The organism is Teichococcus wenyumeiae (assembly GCF_003696345.1).
Classification (GTDB): Bacteria; Pseudomonadota; Alphaproteobacteria; order Acetobacterales; family Acetobacteraceae; genus Pseudoroseomonas; species Pseudoroseomonas wenyumeiae.
In genome coordinates, this window is sequence record NZ_RFLX01000002.1 from 95,340 (window position 1) to 112,411 (window position 17,072).

16 protein-coding genes are annotated in these 17,072 nt (G+C 70.3%); 13 read left to right on the forward strand and 3 right to left on the reverse strand.

Annotation, left to right across the window (positions count from 1 at the left end; translation table 11 throughout):
• Window positions 1-30: 30 nt before the first annotated feature.
• Genes EBE87_RS03440 through EBE87_RS03450 form a run of 3 tightly spaced genes read left to right on the forward strand, consistent with a single transcriptional unit; the run spans window position 31 to window position 2,899 of the window.
• Entirely contained in the window at window positions 31-1,083 is a 1,053-nt protein-coding gene (locus EBE87_RS03440) for a TRAP transporter substrate-binding protein (RefSeq protein ID WP_120638531.1), read from the forward strand.
• Complete coding sequence (locus EBE87_RS03445; protein WP_233553226.1) at window positions 1,080-1,577, forward strand: TRAP transporter small permease; 498 nt, start codon at window positions 1,080-1,082, stop codon at window positions 1,575-1,577. Before EBE87_RS03440 ends, EBE87_RS03445 begins: the two co-directional genes overlap by 4 nt.
• Window positions 1,577-2,899 carry a TRAP transporter large permease gene (locus tag EBE87_RS03450; protein WP_120638532.1) on the forward strand — a complete coding sequence of 441 codons (1,323 nt, stop codon included), beginning with the start codon at window positions 1,577-1,579 and terminating at the stop codon, window positions 2,897-2,899. Before EBE87_RS03445 ends, EBE87_RS03450 begins: the two co-directional genes overlap by 1 nt.
• Here EBE87_RS03450 and EBE87_RS03455 read toward each other — a convergent pair.
• Together EBE87_RS03455 and EBE87_RS03460 are read right to left on the reverse strand one after the other, a co-directional pair.
• On the reverse strand, window positions 2,868-3,824 hold the full coding sequence (locus EBE87_RS03455) for a helix-turn-helix domain-containing protein (RefSeq protein WP_120638533.1): 957 nt from the start codon (window positions 3,822-3,824) through the stop codon (window positions 2,868-2,870). The genes EBE87_RS03450 and EBE87_RS03455 overlap by 32 nt on opposite strands.
• Window positions 3,825-3,833: 9 nt before the next feature.
• Entirely contained in the window at window positions 3,834-4,541 is a 708-nt protein-coding gene (locus tag EBE87_RS03460) for a MarC family protein (RefSeq protein WP_233553227.1), read from the reverse strand.
• Between the two features lie 101 nt (window positions 4,542-4,642).
• Between EBE87_RS03460 and EBE87_RS03465 the strand changes: the two genes are divergently transcribed.
• The 7 genes from EBE87_RS03465 (at window position 4,643) to EBE87_RS03495 (ending at window position 12,582) form a co-directional block, all read left to right on the forward strand.
• Window positions 4,643-5,605, forward strand: coding sequence for a Gfo/Idh/MocA family protein (locus EBE87_RS03465; RefSeq protein ID WP_120638535.1), 963 nt, complete (start codon window positions 4,643-4,645; stop codon window positions 5,603-5,605).
• 37 nt (window positions 5,606-5,642) lie between these two features.
• A complete protein-coding gene (locus EBE87_RS03470) occupies window positions 5,643-6,068 on the forward strand; it encodes a hypothetical protein (protein WP_120638536.1) in 426 nt (141 codons plus the stop codon).
• Window positions 6,069-6,119: 51 nt separating this feature from the next.
• Entirely contained in the window at window positions 6,120-6,968 is an 849-nt protein-coding gene (panC, locus tag EBE87_RS03475; RefSeq protein ID WP_120638537.1) for a pantoate--beta-alanine ligase, read from the forward strand.
• Window positions 6,969-7,036: 68 nt separating this feature from the next.
• Window positions 7,037-7,765, forward strand: a complete 729-nt coding sequence (locus tag EBE87_RS03480; RefSeq protein ID WP_199707397.1) for a GntR family transcriptional regulator — start codon at window positions 7,037-7,039, stop codon at window positions 7,763-7,765.
• Entirely contained in the window at window positions 7,762-10,404 is a 2,643-nt protein-coding gene (gene acnA / locus EBE87_RS03485) for an aconitate hydratase AcnA (RefSeq protein WP_120638538.1), read from the forward strand. Before EBE87_RS03480 ends, acnA begins: the two co-directional genes overlap by 4 nt.
• Window positions 10,401-11,543, forward strand: coding sequence for a 2-methylaconitate cis-trans isomerase PrpF family protein (locus EBE87_RS03490; protein ID WP_120638539.1), 1,143 nt, complete (start codon window positions 10,401-10,403; stop codon window positions 11,541-11,543). The genes acnA and EBE87_RS03490 overlap by 4 nt, the downstream gene beginning before the upstream one ends.
• Before the next feature lie 76 nt (window positions 11,544-11,619).
• Complete coding sequence (locus tag EBE87_RS03495; protein WP_120638540.1) at window positions 11,620-12,582, forward strand: Bug family tripartite tricarboxylate transporter substrate binding protein; 963 nt, start codon at window positions 11,620-11,622, stop codon at window positions 12,580-12,582.
• A gap of 44 nt (window positions 12,583-12,626) precedes the next feature.
• On the opposite strand, the gene EBE87_RS03500 is transcribed toward EBE87_RS03495, so the two are convergent.
• A complete protein-coding gene (locus tag EBE87_RS03500) occupies window positions 12,627-12,905 on the reverse strand; it encodes a hypothetical protein (RefSeq protein WP_120638541.1) in 279 nt (92 codons plus the stop codon).
• 229 nt (window positions 12,906-13,134) lie between these two features.
• On the opposite strand from EBE87_RS03500, the gene EBE87_RS03505 reads away from it, so the two are divergent.
• From EBE87_RS03505 to EBE87_RS03515, 3 genes are all read left to right on the forward strand, one after another.
• Entirely contained in the window at window positions 13,135-13,566 is a 432-nt protein-coding gene (locus EBE87_RS03505) for a CopG family transcriptional regulator (protein ID WP_120638542.1), read from the forward strand.
• Window positions 13,567-13,627: 61 nt separating this feature from the next.
• A complete protein-coding gene (locus EBE87_RS03510) occupies window positions 13,628-14,758 on the forward strand; it encodes an extracellular catalytic domain type 1 short-chain-length polyhydroxyalkanoate depolymerase (RefSeq protein ID WP_120638543.1) in 1,131 nt (376 codons plus the stop codon).
• Window positions 14,759-15,074: 316 nt separating this feature from the next.
• Window positions 15,075-17,006, forward strand: a complete 1,932-nt coding sequence (locus EBE87_RS03515) for a hybrid sensor histidine kinase/response regulator (protein ID WP_233553228.1) — start codon at window positions 15,075-15,077, stop codon at window positions 17,004-17,006.
• Window positions 17,007-17,072: the final 66 nt, after the last annotated feature.

The following is a 17,072-nucleotide window of genomic DNA, read 5'->3' on the forward strand; positions in this document are numbered from 1 at the left end:
AAGAACACGCTGACGGGGAGAGACCACGCCATGATCCGACGCAGAAACCTGCTGCATGCCGCGCCTGCCCTCCTGGCCGCGCCGGCGCTGCTGCGGCCCTCCGATGCGCGGGCGCAGGAGGTGACGCTGCGCATGCACCATTTCCTGCCGCCGGTCGGCAATGTGCCGCGCTATTTCCTGACGCCCTGGGCGCGGAAGGTGGAAAAGGAATCGGACAACCGGATCAAGGTCCAGGTCTTTCCCTCCATGCAGCTCGGCGGAGCCCCGCCGCAGCTCTACGACCAGGCCCGCGACGGCGTGGCCGACCTGATCTGGACCCTGCCCGGCTACACGCCCAACCGCTTCCCGCGCATGGAAGCCTTTGAGCTGCCCTTCGTGGCCGATACGCGGGCCTCGGTGAATTCCCGCGCCCTGCAGGCCTTTGCCAAGCAGCACCTGGCCGAGGAACTGCGGGAGGTTCACCCCATCGCCGTCTGGGCGCATGACGGCGGCCTGATCCATGCCAACCGCGCCGTGGCCACCATGGAGGACCTGCGCGGGCTGAAGCTGCGCTTCCCCACCCGCCTGGCCGGGGAGGCTTTGCGCGCGCTGGGCGCCGCCCCCATCGGCATGCCGGTGCCGCAGGTGCCGGAGGCGCTGAGCCAGCGCGTGCTGGATGGCGCCGTGGTGCCCTGGGAAGTGGTGCCCAGCATCAAGCTGCAGGAAATGGTGCGCTTCCACACCGCCATCCCCGGCACGCCCACCTTCTACAGTGCCACCAACATCCTTGCGATGAACAAGGCCAAATACGAATCCATGCCCGCCGAGCTGCGCAAGGTGATCGACGACAACAGCGGCATGCCCGCCGCCCTCGCCGCCGCCGCGCCTTACGACGACCAGGCCCGCGTGGTGGAGGAGATGGTGCGCCGCCGCGGCAACCAGATCAGCGCCATCAGCGAGGCCGAGAAGAAGCGCTGGATGGAGGCGACGCAGCCTGTTGTCGATTCCTGGCTGAACAGCATGAAGGAAAAGAACATCGACGGCGCGGCGCTGCTAGCCTCGGCGCGGGCGCTGATTGCCCAGCACGCCGCGGCGGCCGGGTGAGCGCGCCGGCCGAGCCGGTGCCCGATGGCCCGGTGCAGCGCCTTGCCACCGCCCTCGCCATGGCCGCCGGCGTCGTGCTGCTGGCCACGGCGGGGCTGACCACGGCCAGCGTGCTCTGCCGCTGGCTGCTGGGGCAGCCCATCGCCGGGGATTTCGAGCTGGTCTCGATCGGCTCCGGCCTCGGCGCCTTCGGCTTCCTGGCCTATGGCACGCTGGCACGTTCCAACATCCTGGTGGATACCGCCACCACCTGGCTGCCGGCGCGCGTCAACCGCGGCATCGATGCCGTCTGGATGCTGGTCTGGACCGTGATCCTGCTGGTGCTGGCGGAGCGCATGGCCCAGGGCGCGCTGGAGACGATGCGCTCCGGCACCACCACCATGGTGCTGGGGCTTTCCACCTGGTGGGCCGTCGGCATCGGTGCCGCCTGCCTTGCCGCCACGGCCGTGGTGGCGCTGTGCTGGTGTGGCTGGCTGCTGCGGGGGCGTGGCTGATGGCGCCGGAATTCGTCCTGGCCGGCACCGGCTTTGCCGTCATGCTGGTGCTGATCGCGCTGCGGGCACCGATCGGCATCGCCATGCTGATCACCGGCGCCGCCGGCTACCACCACATCGTCGGGCTCGACCCGCTGCTGAACTACCTCAAGACCACGCCCTGGCATCTCTTCGCCAATTACACGCTCTCGGTTATTCCGCTGTTCATCCTGATGGGCAGCCTTGCCGAACGTGGCGGGCTGGCGCGGGATCTTTTCACCGCCGCCCATGCGGTGATCGGCCGGCGGCGCGGCGGGCTGGCCATGGCGGTGATCGGCGCCTGCGCCGCCTTCGGCGCGGTCTGCGGTTCCTCCGTCGCCACCACGGCCACCATGGGCCGCGCGGCGCTGCCGGAGCTGCGGCGCTTCGGCTACGACCCCGGGCTTTCCACCGGCGCCATCGCGGTGGGCGGCACACTGGGCGTTCTGATTCCACCCAGTGTGATCCTCGTGGTTTACGGAATCAGCACCGAGCAGAACATTGCCAAGCTCTTCATGGCGGCGCTGGTGCCGGGGTTGATCGCGGTCTGCTTCTACCTGCTGGCCGTGGCGGTGGTGACGAAGCTGCGGCCGGCGCTGGCACCCGTCTCCCCGCCCCTGCCCGCCGCCGAGCGCCGTGCCGCGCTGGTGGCGGTGCTGCCGGTGCTGCTGATCGCGATCGTTGTGGTCGGCGGCATCTATGGCGGCATCTTCACGCCGACGGAAAGCGCCGCCGTCGGCGTCATCGCAACACTGGTGGTGGGCGTCGCGCGCGGCTCCCTGGGCTGGCGCGGCATCCTGGGCAGCATCCGCGCCAGTGCCGAGACCAGCGCCATGATCTTCGTGATCCTGCTGGGCGCCGAGGTCTTCAATGCCTTCCTGGCGCTGTCCCAGGCGCCGGACCTGCTGGCCATGTGGATCACGGACCAGGGCTTCCCGCCCTATGGCGTGCTGGCGGCGATGCTGCTGGCCTATATCGCGCTGGGCGCCGTGATGGATGAGCTGGCGATGATCCTGCTGACCCTGCCGGTGTTCTTTCCCGTCATCACGGCGCTGGATTTTGGCATGGACAGCACTGACACCGCCATCTGGTTCGGCATCCTGGTGCTGATCGTGGTGGGCATCGGGCTGACGGCGCCGCCGATCGGGCTGAATGTCTTCGTGGTCTCATCCCTGGCGCCGGATATTCCCATCGCCCGCACCTATCGCGGCGTCATGCCCTTCCTGGCGACGGATCTGGTGCGGCTGGCGCTCTGCATGGTCTTCCCCGGCATCAGCCTCTGGCTGGTGCATCTGCTGAGCTGACATCCTCCCCCCGCGCCGCGCGCTGGAAGGCCAGGGGGGAGATGCCTTCGCGCCGCGTGAAGAAGCGCGAGAAATAGGTGGGCTCGAAGCCCAGCGCATAGGCCACCTGCGAGATGCTCAGTGAGCTGTAGCTGAGCATCCGCCGTGCCTCCAGCAGCAGCCTTTCATGCACCAGTTCCAGCGGCGAATGTCCCGTCACGGCGCGGCAGGCCCGCGTCAGCGTGCTGGGCGTGACGCCCAGCTTCAGGCAATGCTCGGCCAGCCCGGCATGTTCGACGAAATGGTCCTCCAGGTGCCGGCGGAAGCGCGCCACCAGCTCCGCCTGCGGTGAGCGCGGCTGGCGCGCCGAGGCCTCGGCCGCCGCCGCCCGCTGCAGCAGCGACAGGACCACGAGCACATGCCCCGCCACCGCCGCGCCCCGCCCGGGGCCGCTCCAGCGGAAGTCGCGTTCCAGTTGCGCAAAGGCGGCATCCAGCGCGCGACGCAGCGGGTCAGGCTGGCGCAGGTTCAGCGCGATGCTCTCGCGCGGCTGCCAGGACTCCTGCATCAGTCCGCGGCAGGTGGCCAGGAAGGCATCCGTCAGCGTCAGCACATAGCCGCTGCTGGGCTGGTCGTAGCGGAAGCCATGCACCTCCCCCGCCGGCAGCAGCAGCAGGAAGGGCGCGGTGAAGGTGAAGCGCCGCCGCTCCCCCTGCACGATGCCGCCGCCCTGCTGGACCCAGAAGACCTGATGCAGGTTGCGGTGGCGGTGCGGGCGGATGCTCCAGTCATGCCGCTGGCTGCGGGTATAGAGCGCCTCCAGATGCACCGGGTCCAGCGAGGCGCGGGCCTGCGGCTCCCCGTAAAGGTCATAGGCGGGAATGGCCCCGCCGCCCGCCGGGAAGAGCGGGATGCGCGCGGCGCGGCGGGGCTGCCGGACGCTCATCCGGCGCCCTCAGCGCGACGAGACGGCGCCGTGGATGATGGGCGTCAGCACATCCTGCACGCCGCTGACGGCGATCTGCACGCCGATGCAGAGCAGCAGAAAGGCCGCCAGCCGGTTCACCACCCGCGCACCATCCCGCCCCAGCAGCGCCACCAGCCGGCTGGCGGAGCTGTAGAAGATCCAGACGCAGGCGGCCATCGCCACCGCCGCCGCCGTCACGCCCAGCAGGAAGGTCCATTGCCCCGGCTCCCCCGCGCGGGGCCGGGTGGAGCCCAGGGCGATGGCCACCGCGATGCTGCCCGGCCCGGTGGTGAAGGGCAGCGTCAGGGGAAAGAAGGCCACGTCCTCGGCATCCCCGGCGGGCGCGGCCTGCTGTTCCTTGCGGGCCTCGTGTTCCTCCGGCGCGTTCAGCAGGCTCCAGGCGCGCACCGCCACCACCAGCCCGCCGGCAAGGCGCAGCGCGCCCAGCGAGATGCCGAAGAAATTCAGCACATAGGCGCCGCCCCAGAGCGAGACCAGCAGCACGATCAGGGAATAGAAGCCCACCCGGCGCGCCAGCCGGTTGCGCTCCGCCAGCCCGCGCTCCTCCATCACGTGGTTGAAGATCAGCGCGCCGCTGAGCGGATTGACAATGGAGAAGAGTGCTGGGAAGGCCAGCAGGAAGGCGGCGACGATGCTGGAAAGGTGGTGCGGGTCGGCATACATGCGCCGGATCATGCCCGGCTTGCCGCCCCCGCCGCAATGCGCCCGCGCCGCCGGGGCTGGCCCGCCCGCCGCCCGCGCCCTAGTTTGCCGCCGATTGTGGATATGAGGTTTCCATGGCGGCGCTCGCCCTCGGCATCATCGGCTTCGGCATCATGGGCGAAAGGCTGCTACGGCAGGCGCTGCCGCACCCGGCCTTCCGCCTGTCCGGCATCTGGGACCCCTCGCCGGAAGCGGCCGCGCGGCTGGCCGCTATCGATCCGGACCTGCGCATGGCACCGGATGCGGCGACGGTGATCGCGGGCTGCGACACGCTCTACATCGCGGCGCCGCCCGCCGCCCACGTGCCGCTGGCGCGCGCCGCCATCGCCGCCGGCAAGGCCGTGCTGCTGGAAAAGCCGCTGGCCACCGACCTGGTCGAGGCCGAGGCCTTCGTGGCGGAAGCCGAGGCGCAGGGCGCGCGGGCCGGGGTGAACTTTCCCATGGCCTCCTCCCCCGCCGTGGCGCAGATCGCCGCCTGGCGGCAGGAGATCGGCGCGCCGCAGCGGCTGGAGGTGGAGGCGCATTTCGCCCGCTGGCCGCGCGGCTGGCAGCAGGATGCCTCCACCTGGCTCTCCCGCCGCGCCGAGGGCGGCTTCACGCGGGAGGTGCTGTCGCATTTCCTGTTCCTGACGCGCCGGCAGATGGGGCCGATGCAGCTGCTCTCCGCCAAGGCGGAGTTCCCCGGCGGCGACCTGTCCGAGACCGCCATCCAGGCCGAGCTGACGGCCGGGGGCATTCCCGTGCGCCTGTCCGGCAGCGTCGGGCGGATCGCCGAGGATGAGGCGAATGGCTGGACCCTCACCGCCGCCGGCGGCAGCATCCGGCTGCGCAACTGGTCGCTCGCGGAACGGCTGGGCGCCGACGGCACCTGGCACATGGCCCCCGACGCCATTCCCAACGACCGGATGCGCCCGATGACGCTGCGCGGCCAGATGGACAAGCTGGCCGCCCTGACGCGCGGCGAGCCCCAGGGGCTGGCGACGCTGCGGGAGGCGCTGGAGGTGCAGCGCATCGTCGAGGCGGTGCTGGCCGCCTGAACCCACGTCACGAGGCCGGCAACAACGCTTCTTCCGCTTGAAGCCGGCCGCCGCCATCTCCAGGCTGAGTCATGACGGGTCGGAGGCGGCGGTGCTGATCAGGGATTTCCTCAACATCCTGCTGGATGACACGCTGGAAGAAGCCCGGATGCGCCGCCGTGGCCCCCAGGCGACTCTGTCCTTCGAGGGTGCCTCCCAGGCTGTCTGCGAATGCCGGGAGGCGATGCGGGGGGAGCGGATGGCGCAGCAACTGGAGTCGCTGCTGGCCCGCGCCCGTGCGGAGGCCGCCACCGCCGCCGGGCAGCCGGACGAATGGTTCTGGGTGGCGCGCGAGATGCATGTGGAATGGATCGCGCGCGTGGTCAGCGTGATCCTGCTCAGCCACGGCCAGCGCCCGATCCTGCCGCCATCCCGCGAGGCCGCGATGGAAGCGGCACGGCTGATCGGCCTGCCAGTGTCCTGACAGCCGGCGGCGGGCTTGCACCCGGGTGAATCCTCGGGCAGAGCGCGCGCCATGAAGATCGCGCGAAACCTGTCGGAACTGAATGAGGCGCTGGCCTCGCTGCGGAGCGGCGGGCGGCGCATCGGGCTGGTGCCCACCATGGGGGCGCTGCACCACGGCCACCTCTCCCTGGTGGAGGAGGCACGGCGGCATGCCGATGCCGTGGCCGTCTCCATTTTCGTCAATCCACTGCAGTTCAATCCCAACGAGGACCTGTCCCGCTACCCGCGCGACGAGGCCGGGGACCTGCGGAAGCTGGAGGGTGCGGGCTGCGACCTGGTCTGGCTGCCGCCGGTGGAGGTCATGTACCCGCCCGGCGCCGCCACGGTGATCGAGGTAGGCGGCCCCTCGGCGGGCTTCGAGGGCGCGGCGCGGCCGGGGCACTTCCGCGGCGTTGCCACCGTCTGTGCCAAGCTCTTCAACCAGACGGGCGCCGATGTGGCGGTGTTTGGCGAAAAGGACTGGCAGCAGCTCCAGGTGGTGGGGCGCATGGTGGCGGACCTGGACCTGCGCGTGCGGATCGTCGGCCATTCCACAGTGCGGGAGGCGGATGGGCTGGCCTTCTCCTCCCGCAACATCCGCCTCTCGCCGGCCGAGCGGGCGCTGACGCCGGTGCTGGCGCGGCGGATGCGGGATGCCATCGCGGCCATGGCCGCAGGCGCGCCGCCGGAGGACACCCTGGCAGCCGCGACCGCGGCGCTGCGGGCGGATGGCTTCACGCCCGATTACCTGGCCCTTGTGGAGCCCACCAGCATGAGCCCCTGGCCCGCCGGCCAGGCCGGTGAGGCACGGCTCCTGGCCGCCGCTCGCCTGGGTGAGGTGCGGCTGCTGGACAATATGCCGGCGCATCTGCCCGGCTGAGATGTTGTCGACATCTTCCTGCCTTTCGGCTGGATTATCGGGCGCTTCCATGCTTCCCTGGCGCCCCGATGCAGCAAGATGTCGACATCAGTGCTGATGCGCTGACGGAAGGCGCGCTGGCGCAGTCGCTGTTCCAGCGGCTCGGCGAGGCCATCATCCAGGGTGAGATCCCGCTGGGCAGCAAGCTCAGCGAGCCGGTGCTGGCGCGCCAGTACGGCGTCAGCCGTGGTCCGCTGCGGGAGGCGCTGAACCGCTTGCAGGAACGCCGGCTGGTGGAGCGAATGCCGCGCCTGGGCGCGCGGGTGGTGACGCTTTCCACCGATACCTTCCGGCAGATCTATGGGGTGCGGGAGGCGTTGGAAGGCATGGCCGCGCGCGGCGCCGCCCTGGCGATGCGGGAGGACGACCTCGCCCGGCTGCGCGATATCCTGGCGCGGCAGGAGGCCAGCATCGCCGCCACCGGCGACGACGCACCCAATGCCCTGGGCGCCATGGACCAGGATTTCCACGTCGCCATCGCCCGCGCCGCCGGCAATGCCCTGCTGGATGGGCTGCTCTGCGGCGAGCTGTACCAGCAGTTGCGCCTTTACCGCTCCCAGCTTCGCAAGGTGGCGGGGCGCGGGCGGCGCGCGGTGGTGGAACATCGCCGCATCCTCGATGCCATCGCCGACCGCGACCCCGACATGGCCGAATGGCAGATGCGGCGGCATGTCACCGCCTCCTATGCCGCGCTGGCGCCGCTGCTCGATGCCGTGGCGGCCAAGAACCCTTCTCCTGCCGAGGAACTTCCGGAATGATCCGCCACAGCAGCCTGCGCCTGGGCGAGCAGGTCTTCGACTGCATCGACCTCCCCGGCAGCGTCGGCGAGGCCACGCTGCATGCCCTGCCCTTCAGCCTGCGCGTGCTGCTGGAAAACCTGCTGCGGCATTATGACGACGACACGGTGACGCAGCGCGACATCGACGCCCTGCTGGCCGCCGCCAAGGGCGAGACGCCGCCCGGCGACATCGCCTTCCGCCCGGCGCGGGTGCTGATGCAGGATTTCACCGGCGTGCCCGGCATGGTGGACCTTGCCGCCATGCGCGATGCCTTCGCCGCGCGCGGCGGCGATGCCCGCAAGGTGAACCCGGTGATCCCGGTGGATGTGATCGTGGACCACTCGCTGATCGTGGACCATGCCGGCACGCCCGATGCCATGGCGCGCAATGTCGCCAACGAATACCGCCGCAATGCCGAGCGCTACAGCTTCCTGCGCTGGGCGCAGGATGCCTTCGGCAATTTCCGCGTGGCCCCGCCCGGCGGCGGCATCCTGCACCAAGTGAACCTGGAACACGTGGCCCAGGTGGTCTGGACACGGCAGGAGGGTGGGCGGACGCTCGCCTACCCGGATACGCTGGTGGGCACCGACATCCACACAACCATGGTCAATGCGCTAGGCGTGCTGGGCTGGGGCGTCGGCGGTATCGAGGGCGAGGCCGCCATGCTGGGCCAGCCGCTGGTCTTCCGCCTGCCGCAGGTGGTGGGCGTGCGGCTGACCGGCACCCTGCCCCCCGGCGCCACCGCCACCGACCTGGTGCTGACCCTGACGCAGCGGCTGCGCGCCCTGGGGGTGGTGGAGAAATTCGTCGAGTTCACCGGCCCGGCGCTGGATGGCGCGCTGACGCTGGCGGACCGCGCCACCATCGCCAACATGGCGCCGGAATACGGCTCCACCTGCGGCTTCTTCCCGGTGGACCGGGTGACGCTGGACTACCTGCGCGACACCGGCCGCGCGGCAGATCAGGTGGCGCTGGTGGAAAGCTATTGCCGCGCGCAGGGACTTTGGCGAGAGCCGGGCGCGCCGGAGCCACGCTTCGCCACCCTGGTGGAATTCGACCTGTCCGAGGTCAAGCCCAGCGTCGCCGGCCCGCGCCGGCCGCAGGACCGCGTGCCGCTGGCCAACATTCCCGAAAGCCTCGGCAACTTCACCAAACGTGACGCCGGGCATGGCTGGCAGGACGGTTTTGGAGATGGCGCGGTGGTGATCGCGGCCATCACCTCCTGCACCAATACCTCCAACCCCGCGCTGATGGTGGGCGCCGGGCTGCTGGCGCAGAAGGCCGTGGCGCGCGGCATGGCGGTGCCGCCATGGGTGAAGACCTCCCTCACCCCCGGCTCCCGCGTCGTGGCGCGCTACCTGGAGGCCAGCGGCCTGCAGCGCAGCCTGGATGCGCTGGGCTTCCACCTCACCGGCTTCGGCTGCGGCACCTGCGGCGGCAATTCCGGTGCGCTGGCGGAGGATGTTTCGGTGCGCATCAAGGAACACGACCTGGTGGCCTGCGCCGTGCTCTCCGGCAACCGCAACTTCGAGGGGCGCATCCACCCGCTGGCCCGCGCCGGCTACCTGATGTCGCCGCCGCTGGTGGTGGCGCATGCCCTGGCCGGGCGCGTGACGCGCGACCTGACGACGGAACCCATCGGCCAGGACCGCGAGGGCCGCGATGTCTTCCTGCGCGACCTCTGGCCCAGTGCCGGCGAGATCGAGGCGGTGCTGCGCGATGCCATCTCGCCCGAGCTCTACCGGCAGGAATATGCGCCGCTCTTCCAGGCCGATGATGCCTGGCGCGGCCTGCCCGCCGGCGGCGACACGCGCTTCGCCTGGATGCCGGGCAGCACCTATATCCGCCGCCCGCCCTATTTCGACGCGCTGCCACAGGGCGAGCCGCCGCCGCCCTCCCTTTCCGGCGCGCGAATGCTGCTGCTGTTGGGAGACAGCATCACCACCGACCACATCTCCCCGGTTTCCGCCATCCCGCAGCAATCCCCGGCCGGAAGCTTCCTGGCGGAACAACAGGTCTCGCCCGGCGAGTTCAATGCCTATGGCGCCCGCCGCGCGAATCATGAGGTGATGATGCGCGGCACCTTCGCCAATATCCGCCTGCGGAACGAGATGGTGCCCGGCCAGGAAGGCGGCTTCACACGCCACATGCCCAGCGGCGAGGCCATGACGATCTTCGACGCCGCCACGCGCTACAAGGCCGAGGGCGTGCCGCTGGTGGTGGTGGCGGGGCGGGAATACGGCACCGGCTCCTCCCGCGACTGGGCGGCGAAGGGCCCGGCGCTGCTGGGCGTGCGCGCGGTGGTGGCAGAAAGCTTCGAGCGCATCCACCGCTCCAACCTCGTCAGCATGGGCGTGCTGCCGCTGGAATTCACCGGCGGCACGACGCGGCTGACGCTGGGGCTGGATGGTTCCGAGCTGTTCGAGATCGAGGAGCTGGAGCATCAGGCCCAGCCCGGCGCCATACTGCGCGCCACGCTGCGCCGCACCGATGGGCGGGCGGAGATCCTGCCCCTGCTCTGCCGCCTCGACAGCCGCTACGACGCGCGTGTCTGGCGCGCGGGCGGCATCCTGCCCTTCATGTTGCGCAACCTCTCGGCACAGGAACAGGCGGCATGAGCCTGCGCGGTCTTCCCGCTGTCTACATGCGCGGCGGCACCAGCCGCGCCCTGTTCTTCCACCGCCGCGACCTGCCGGCGGCCCAGGCGGAATGGGACCCGATCTTCCTTGGCGCCCTCGGCAGTCCCGACCCGAACGGGCGGCAGCTCGACGGCATGGGCGGCGGCATCTCCTCGCTCTCCAAGATCGCCGTCATCGGCCCGCCGACGCGGGACGATGCTGATGTGGACTACACCTTCGCCCAGGTGCAGGTGGATGCGCCGGTGGTCGGCTATCGCGGCAATTGCGGCAATATCTCCTCCGCCGTCGGGCCCTTCGCGGTGGAGGAAGGGCTGGTGCCGGCCAGCGGCGATGAAGCCACGGTGCGCATCCACAACACCAATACCGGCAAGATCATCGTCGCGCGCTTTCCGCTGGAGGATGGCCGGCTGGCGCCGCGCGGCGACTTCGCCCTGCAGGGCATCGCCGGCACCGCCGCGCCCATCCGCCTGGCCTTCCTGCACCCCGGTGGTGCCGCCACCGGGCAATTGCTGCCGACGGGCCGGGCGCTGGACCGGTTGGACGTTCCGGGGCTGGGCCTCATCGATGCCTCGATGGTGGATGCCGCCAATCCGGTGGTCTTTGTCGCCGCCGAGGCGCTGGGGCTTTCCGGCACCGAGAGCCCGGCAGCGCTGAGCACGCCGGAGCGGCTGGCGCAGTTCGAGGATATCCGCGCCGCCGCCGCCCTGGCGATGGGGCTGGTGCGGGATATCGAGGAAGCCCGCGCGCGCCTGCGGAACCTGCCCCAGGTCGCGCTGCTGGCGCCGCCGCGGGATGCTCCGGCGGGCGATGGCAACACCCTGCCCGCCGCGTCCATGGATATCCTGGCGCGCATGATCTCCGCCGGGCAACCGCACAAGGCAACGCCGCTGACCGGCGCCATGTGCCTCGCTGTCGCGGCGCGGGTGCCGGGCAGCCTGGTGCGACGCCTGGCCCGGCCGCGCGGAGCGGAGGAGGATCTCCGCGTCGCGCATCCTTCCGGCATCCTGCCCGTCACGGCGCGCACACGGCTGGAGGGCGGCGCGCTGCTGGCCGAGGAAGCCGTGGTCTACCGCACCGCCCGCCGCCTGATGGAAGGCAGGGTGCTCTTTCCCGGATGAACACACCGGCCGCCCCGTCATGCCGGCGACAGACCGGCAAGGGGCGGCCCGCGCGCAACAACAAGGAACGTCCAACATGAACCGCCGCAGCCTGATCGCCGCCGCCGCCGCGCTGCCATTCCTGCCGCTCCCGCGCCCGGCCGGCGCCGCCGAGGCCCTGCCCGGCCTGAACATCCTGGTCCCCGCCGCGCCCGGCGGCGGCTGGGACGGGCTGGGGCGGGCCATCGAGCATGTCGCCACCCAGGCCGGGCTGGTCGGCCGCTTCCAGTTCGAGAACCTGCCGGGCGGCGCCGGCACCGTCGGTCTGGCGCGCTTCGTGACGCAGCGGCGCGGCAAGGCGGACAGCCTGCTGGTGGCGGGCTCCAGCGTCGTCGGCTCCGCCATCGCCAGCAAGTCGCCAGTCAGCCTGAAGGACGTGGTGCCGGTGGCGCGGCTGACCGAGGAAGCCGCCGTGATCGTGGTGCCCGCCAACAGCGAGTTCCGCGACATCCGGCAATTCGCGGAAGCCCTGCGGGCCGAGCCGCGCGGCATTCCCATCGCCGGCGCCGGCGGCGGCACGGTGGACCACGTCGTGCTCTGCCTGCTGTTCAAGGCGCTGGGACGGAAGGCGCTGGAGGCGCAATTCGTCTCCTTCCCCGGCGGCGGCGCCACGCAATCGGCGGTGATCGGGGCGCAGGTGAAGGCCGCCGTGGCGGGCTGGAGCGAATTCTCGGAGCAGATGGCCGCCGGCCGGGTGCGCGCCCTGGCCACCAGCGGCACGCGCCGCCTGCACCCGGATGTGCCGACGCTGCGGGAAAGCGGCTACGACGTCACCACCACCAACTGGCGCGGCATCTTCGCGGCACCGGGCGTGCCCGCCGCCAGCCAGCGCACACTGGTGGATTTCGTCACCGCGCTGCACGCCACCCCCGCCTGGGCGGAACTCCTGAAGACGCGCGGCTGGGACGATGCCTTCCTCACCGGCCAGGACTTCGCGGCCTTCGTCGCCAAGGACCAGGCGGATACCGAAAGCGTGCTGAAGGAACTCGGCCTCGCCTGAAGGCCGGCGGGGCGGGCTTTTTCTCCTGCCCCGCCTGCGATGGTTCAGGCCACCGGCTGCGGCATCTGTGGCCCTGGTGGGCTGATGGACGGCACTTCCGCCGGCTGGGACGGCATGGGCGTCTCCGGCCCTGGCCCCTGCGGCTCCGGGATGGAAGGCGGCAGGCCGGGCAGTTCCGGCGGCGCACCGGGCGGCGATGTGGGCTGTGGTGTCTCCGGCGTGGTAGGCGGCAGGCCGGGTAGCTCGGGCGTTGGCGTCGCGGGCACCGCGGGCTCTGGGTCCTGGTCCGCGAGAACCGATGGCAAGAGATCGTGACGGGTCATGGTTGCTTGCGCTCCATTCATGCCATGGCAACGCCCTGGCAGAGCCCCCGTTTCCTTCTGGCGCAACGCTCCATGAAGCGGGCCGTTACCGACCGAGGTGGCGCCTGATGTGGGGCGCGAGGAGCCGCTGAGCCCACCCTGCCCCCCGTTTAGTTTAGCGGTCATTGGCTGAGATGGCTTGATTGCAGCACCCAAGGGGCCATCTACCATCCACACGGATGGTGAAGGGATGGCAACGGTGGCTGGCGAATTGCGGGAACCGGGGCCAAAGCCGGGAAGCGAGAGCGAGAAGATCACAATCAATCTCGGCTACGTGGACCTCGGCCATATCGACCTGCTGGTACGGGAAGGCTTCTACGCCAATCGCACCGACCTGATCCGCACCGCTATCCGCAACCAGATCGAGCGCCATGCCGAGGCCACCCGGCAATCCGTCGCCCGCAAGCAGTTCGACCTCGGCCTGCGGCGCTTCAGCCGCGCGGATCTGGAAGCGGCGCTGGCGGCAGGCCAGCAGCTTGAGATCCGCGTCCTGGGGCTGGTCAGCATCACTGAGGATGTTTCCCCCGACCTGGCACGGGCGGCCATTGCCTCGATTTCCGTTCTTGGCGCCTTGCAGGCCAGCGCGGCGGTTAAGGCCGCCCTGGCCGGCCGCATCCACTGAGCACGCCTTGCCGCTTTTCCTGCTTCCCTGACACGGGCCCACCGGCCCTGGAGATTTCCGAATGAACGCCTCGCTGCTGCCTGACATGCTCGAGGCCACCCGCCTCACCCGCGCTGGCCGGCTGACAGAGGCGATGGTGCTGCTGCGGCAGCGCCTGGGTGGGAATGCACCCGCCACCACTGCCGCAGGGCCCGTACCCCAGCCCGGGCTGCCCCGGCTTCCGGCGCCGCAAGCATCGCCCGATGCCACCGCCCGGCCGAAGGCCCGCTGGGCGCCCTCCCACCCGCGGCCGGCATGGGGCCTCAAGCCCGGCACGCGGCCGGAACTGCCCTTGCCAGCCGGCGCGCAGTTCCTGGAAGCCTCCTTCAGCGGCGCCGCCGGCCGTTGCACCTACAAGCTCTACATCCCCAGCCAGATGGCGACACCGGCGCCGCTGGTGGTGATGCTGCATGGCTGCACGCAGTCGCCGGATGATTTCGCCGCCGGCACCCGCATGAACGCCCTGGCCGAGGAGCATGGCTTCCTGGTTGCCTACCCCGCGCAGACGCCCGCCGCGAATGCGCAGAAATGCTGGAACTGGTTCCGCCCCGGCGACCAGTCGCGGGAACAGGGGGAGCCGGCGCTGATCGCCGGCATCACGCGGCAGGTCATGCGTGAACAGCCGGTCGACCCGAACCGCGTCTATGTCGCGGGCCTTTCCGCCGGCGGCGCGGCGGCGGCGATTATGGCCTCCGCTTATCCTGACCTCTATGCCGCCGCCGGGGTGCATTCCGGCCTCGCCTGCGGCGCGGCGCGCGACCTTCCCTCGGCGCTGTCGGCCATGCGGCAGGGCGCGGCGGGCAGGATGGCGCAGGCGCGCGGCGCGGTGCCCACCATCGTCTTCCATGCCGACCGCGACACCACGGTGCATCCTCGCAACGGCGACCAAGTCATCGCGCAATCCGACCTTGGCGGGCTGAGCCAGGAGGTGCAGCAGGGCCAGGTGCCGGGTGGCCATGCCTATCGCCGCACCATCCACCGTGACAGCCAGGGTCGTGCGGTGCTGGAGCAGTGGCTGGTGCATGGCGGCGGGCATGCCTGGTCCGGCGGCAGCAGCGCCGGGTCCTATACCGATCCGCTCGGCCCCGATGCCTCGGCCGAGATGCTGCGCTTCTTTCTGGAACACCCCCGGGCCGGCAGCAGCGCGGCGTGACGCGCCGCCTGCCCTTGCCGGTGGGAGCAATGCGGCCCGCGCGCGGCACCGCACAGTCATGTGGCGATTGCCGCGCCCGCCCTGTTCAACCTAAGATGGCGCCGTATCCGACGCGTTCCGGTTTGCGCGATCAGGATGATGCGGCTGGACGCATTGCCGATGATCCACATGAATTTCGAAGGTTTGAAGCGCAGGGTGCGGGAAGGCATCTTGTGCAAGGGTGGCGGCGGGTGATCTTCGCCGCCCCAACCTTTACACGCCGCGAGAACCGCATTCAGCGCCCTTGAACCAAAGGGGCCGAAGGAAAAGAGCCAAGGTGTCCCTGACCACCAGTACCTATGAACTGCTGATCCGGAGCGTGGTCGACTACGCCATCTTCATGCTCGACCGGAGCGGGCATGTGATGAGCTGGAACTCCGGCGCGGAGCATATCAAGGGCTACACGGCCGATGAGATCATCGGTGAGCATTTCTCCCGCTTCTATGTGGAGGAAGACCGCGCCGCCGGCCTGCCCGCGAAGGCCCTGAAGACGGCCACCGAAACCGGGCGCTTTTCCGCCGAGGCCTGGCGGATGCGCAAGGATGGCACCCGCTTCTGGGCGATGGTGGTGATCGACGCCATCTACCAGGACGGCCAGCTCATCGGCTTCGCCAAGATCACGCGCGACATGACCGAGCAGCGCAAGGCGCAGCTGGTGGCCATGGAAAGCGAAAGGCGCTTCCGCCTTCTGGTGGAAGGCGTAACGGATTACGCGATCTACATGCTGGACACCAATGGGCGGGTCAGCAACTGGAACGCGGGCGCCGAACGCATCAAGGGCTATACGCTGGCGGATATCGTCGGCCAGCATTTCTCCCGCTTCTATACGCCCGAGGACATCGAGAGCGGCCTGCCCTGGAGGGCGCTGGAGACGGCACGCAGCCAGGGCCGCTACGAGGCCGAGGGCTGGCGCTGCCGCAAGGACGGCACGCGCTTCTGGGCCAGCGTGGTGATCGACGCGATCTATGACGAAGGCACGCTGGTGGGCTTCGCCAAGATCACCCGCGACCTGACCGAGCGGCGCGAGGCGCAGCAGCAGCTCGAGCAGTCGCGCGAGCTGTTGTTCCAGGCGCAGAAGATGGAGGCCGTCGGCCAGCTCACCGGCGGGCTGGCGCATGACTTCAACAACCTGCTGACCGGCATCAGCGGCAGCCTGGAACTGCTGAAGGCGCGTGTGTCCCAAGGGCGGCTCGACGATCTCGACCGCTACATCAATTCGGCCCAGGGCGCGGCCAACCGCGCGGCGGCCCTGACGCACCGGCTGCTGGCCTTCGCGCGGCGCCAGACGCTGGACCCCAAGCCCACCAGGCCCAACAAGCTGGCAGCCGACATGGTGGACATGGTCCAGCGCACTGTCGGCCCGGGCATCCAGTTGGAGACGGTGCTGGCGCCGGGCCTCTGGCTGACGCTCTGCGACCCCAATCAGCTGGAGAACGCCATCCTGAACCTGTGCATCAATGCACGGGACGCGATGCCGGATGGCGGGCGGCTGACCATCGAGACATCCAATATCCGGCTTGAAGGCGCCGCCGCGCGGCAGCATGACCTGGAGCCCGGCGAGTATGTGGCGGTTGCCGTCGCCGATACCGGCACCGGCATGCCGCCCGATGTGGCCGAGCGCGCCTTCGACCCCTTCTTCACCACCAAGCCCACCGGCCAGGGCACCGGGCTGGGCCTGTCCATGATCTATGGCTTCGCCAAGCAGTCCGGCGGGCAGGTACGCATCCGGTCCGAGGTCGGGCGCGGCACCGCCGTCACCATCTTCCTGCCCCGCCACCTGGGCGAGGCCGATGAGGCCACCCCGCCGCCCCGCAGGGTCAGCCTCCCGCGCGCCGAGGCGGAGCAGACGGTGCTGGTGGTGGATGACGAGCTCACCGTGCGGATGCTGGTGGCCGAGGTGCTGGAGGAACTCGGCTATGTCGCCATCGAGGCCGCCGATGGTGCATCGGGGCTGAAGGTGCTGCAGTCGGACGTGCCCGTCGACCTGCTGATCACCGATATTGGCCTGCCCGGCCATGTGAATGGCCGCCAGATGGCCGATGTGGCCCGGCAGACCCGCCCGGCCCTGAAAGTGCTCTTCATCACCGGCTATGCCGAGAGCGCGGTGCTGGGCAATGGCATGCTCGAGCCGAACACGCATGTGCTGACCAAGCCTTTTTCGATGGAAGCCCTGGCCAACCGCATCAAGGCCATCATCACCTCAGCCTGAGACCAGGGCGGGCAGCCGCCTTCCCTGGCCTGGGCCGATGTCCTCCGGCGCCTGTTGTGCCGCGTA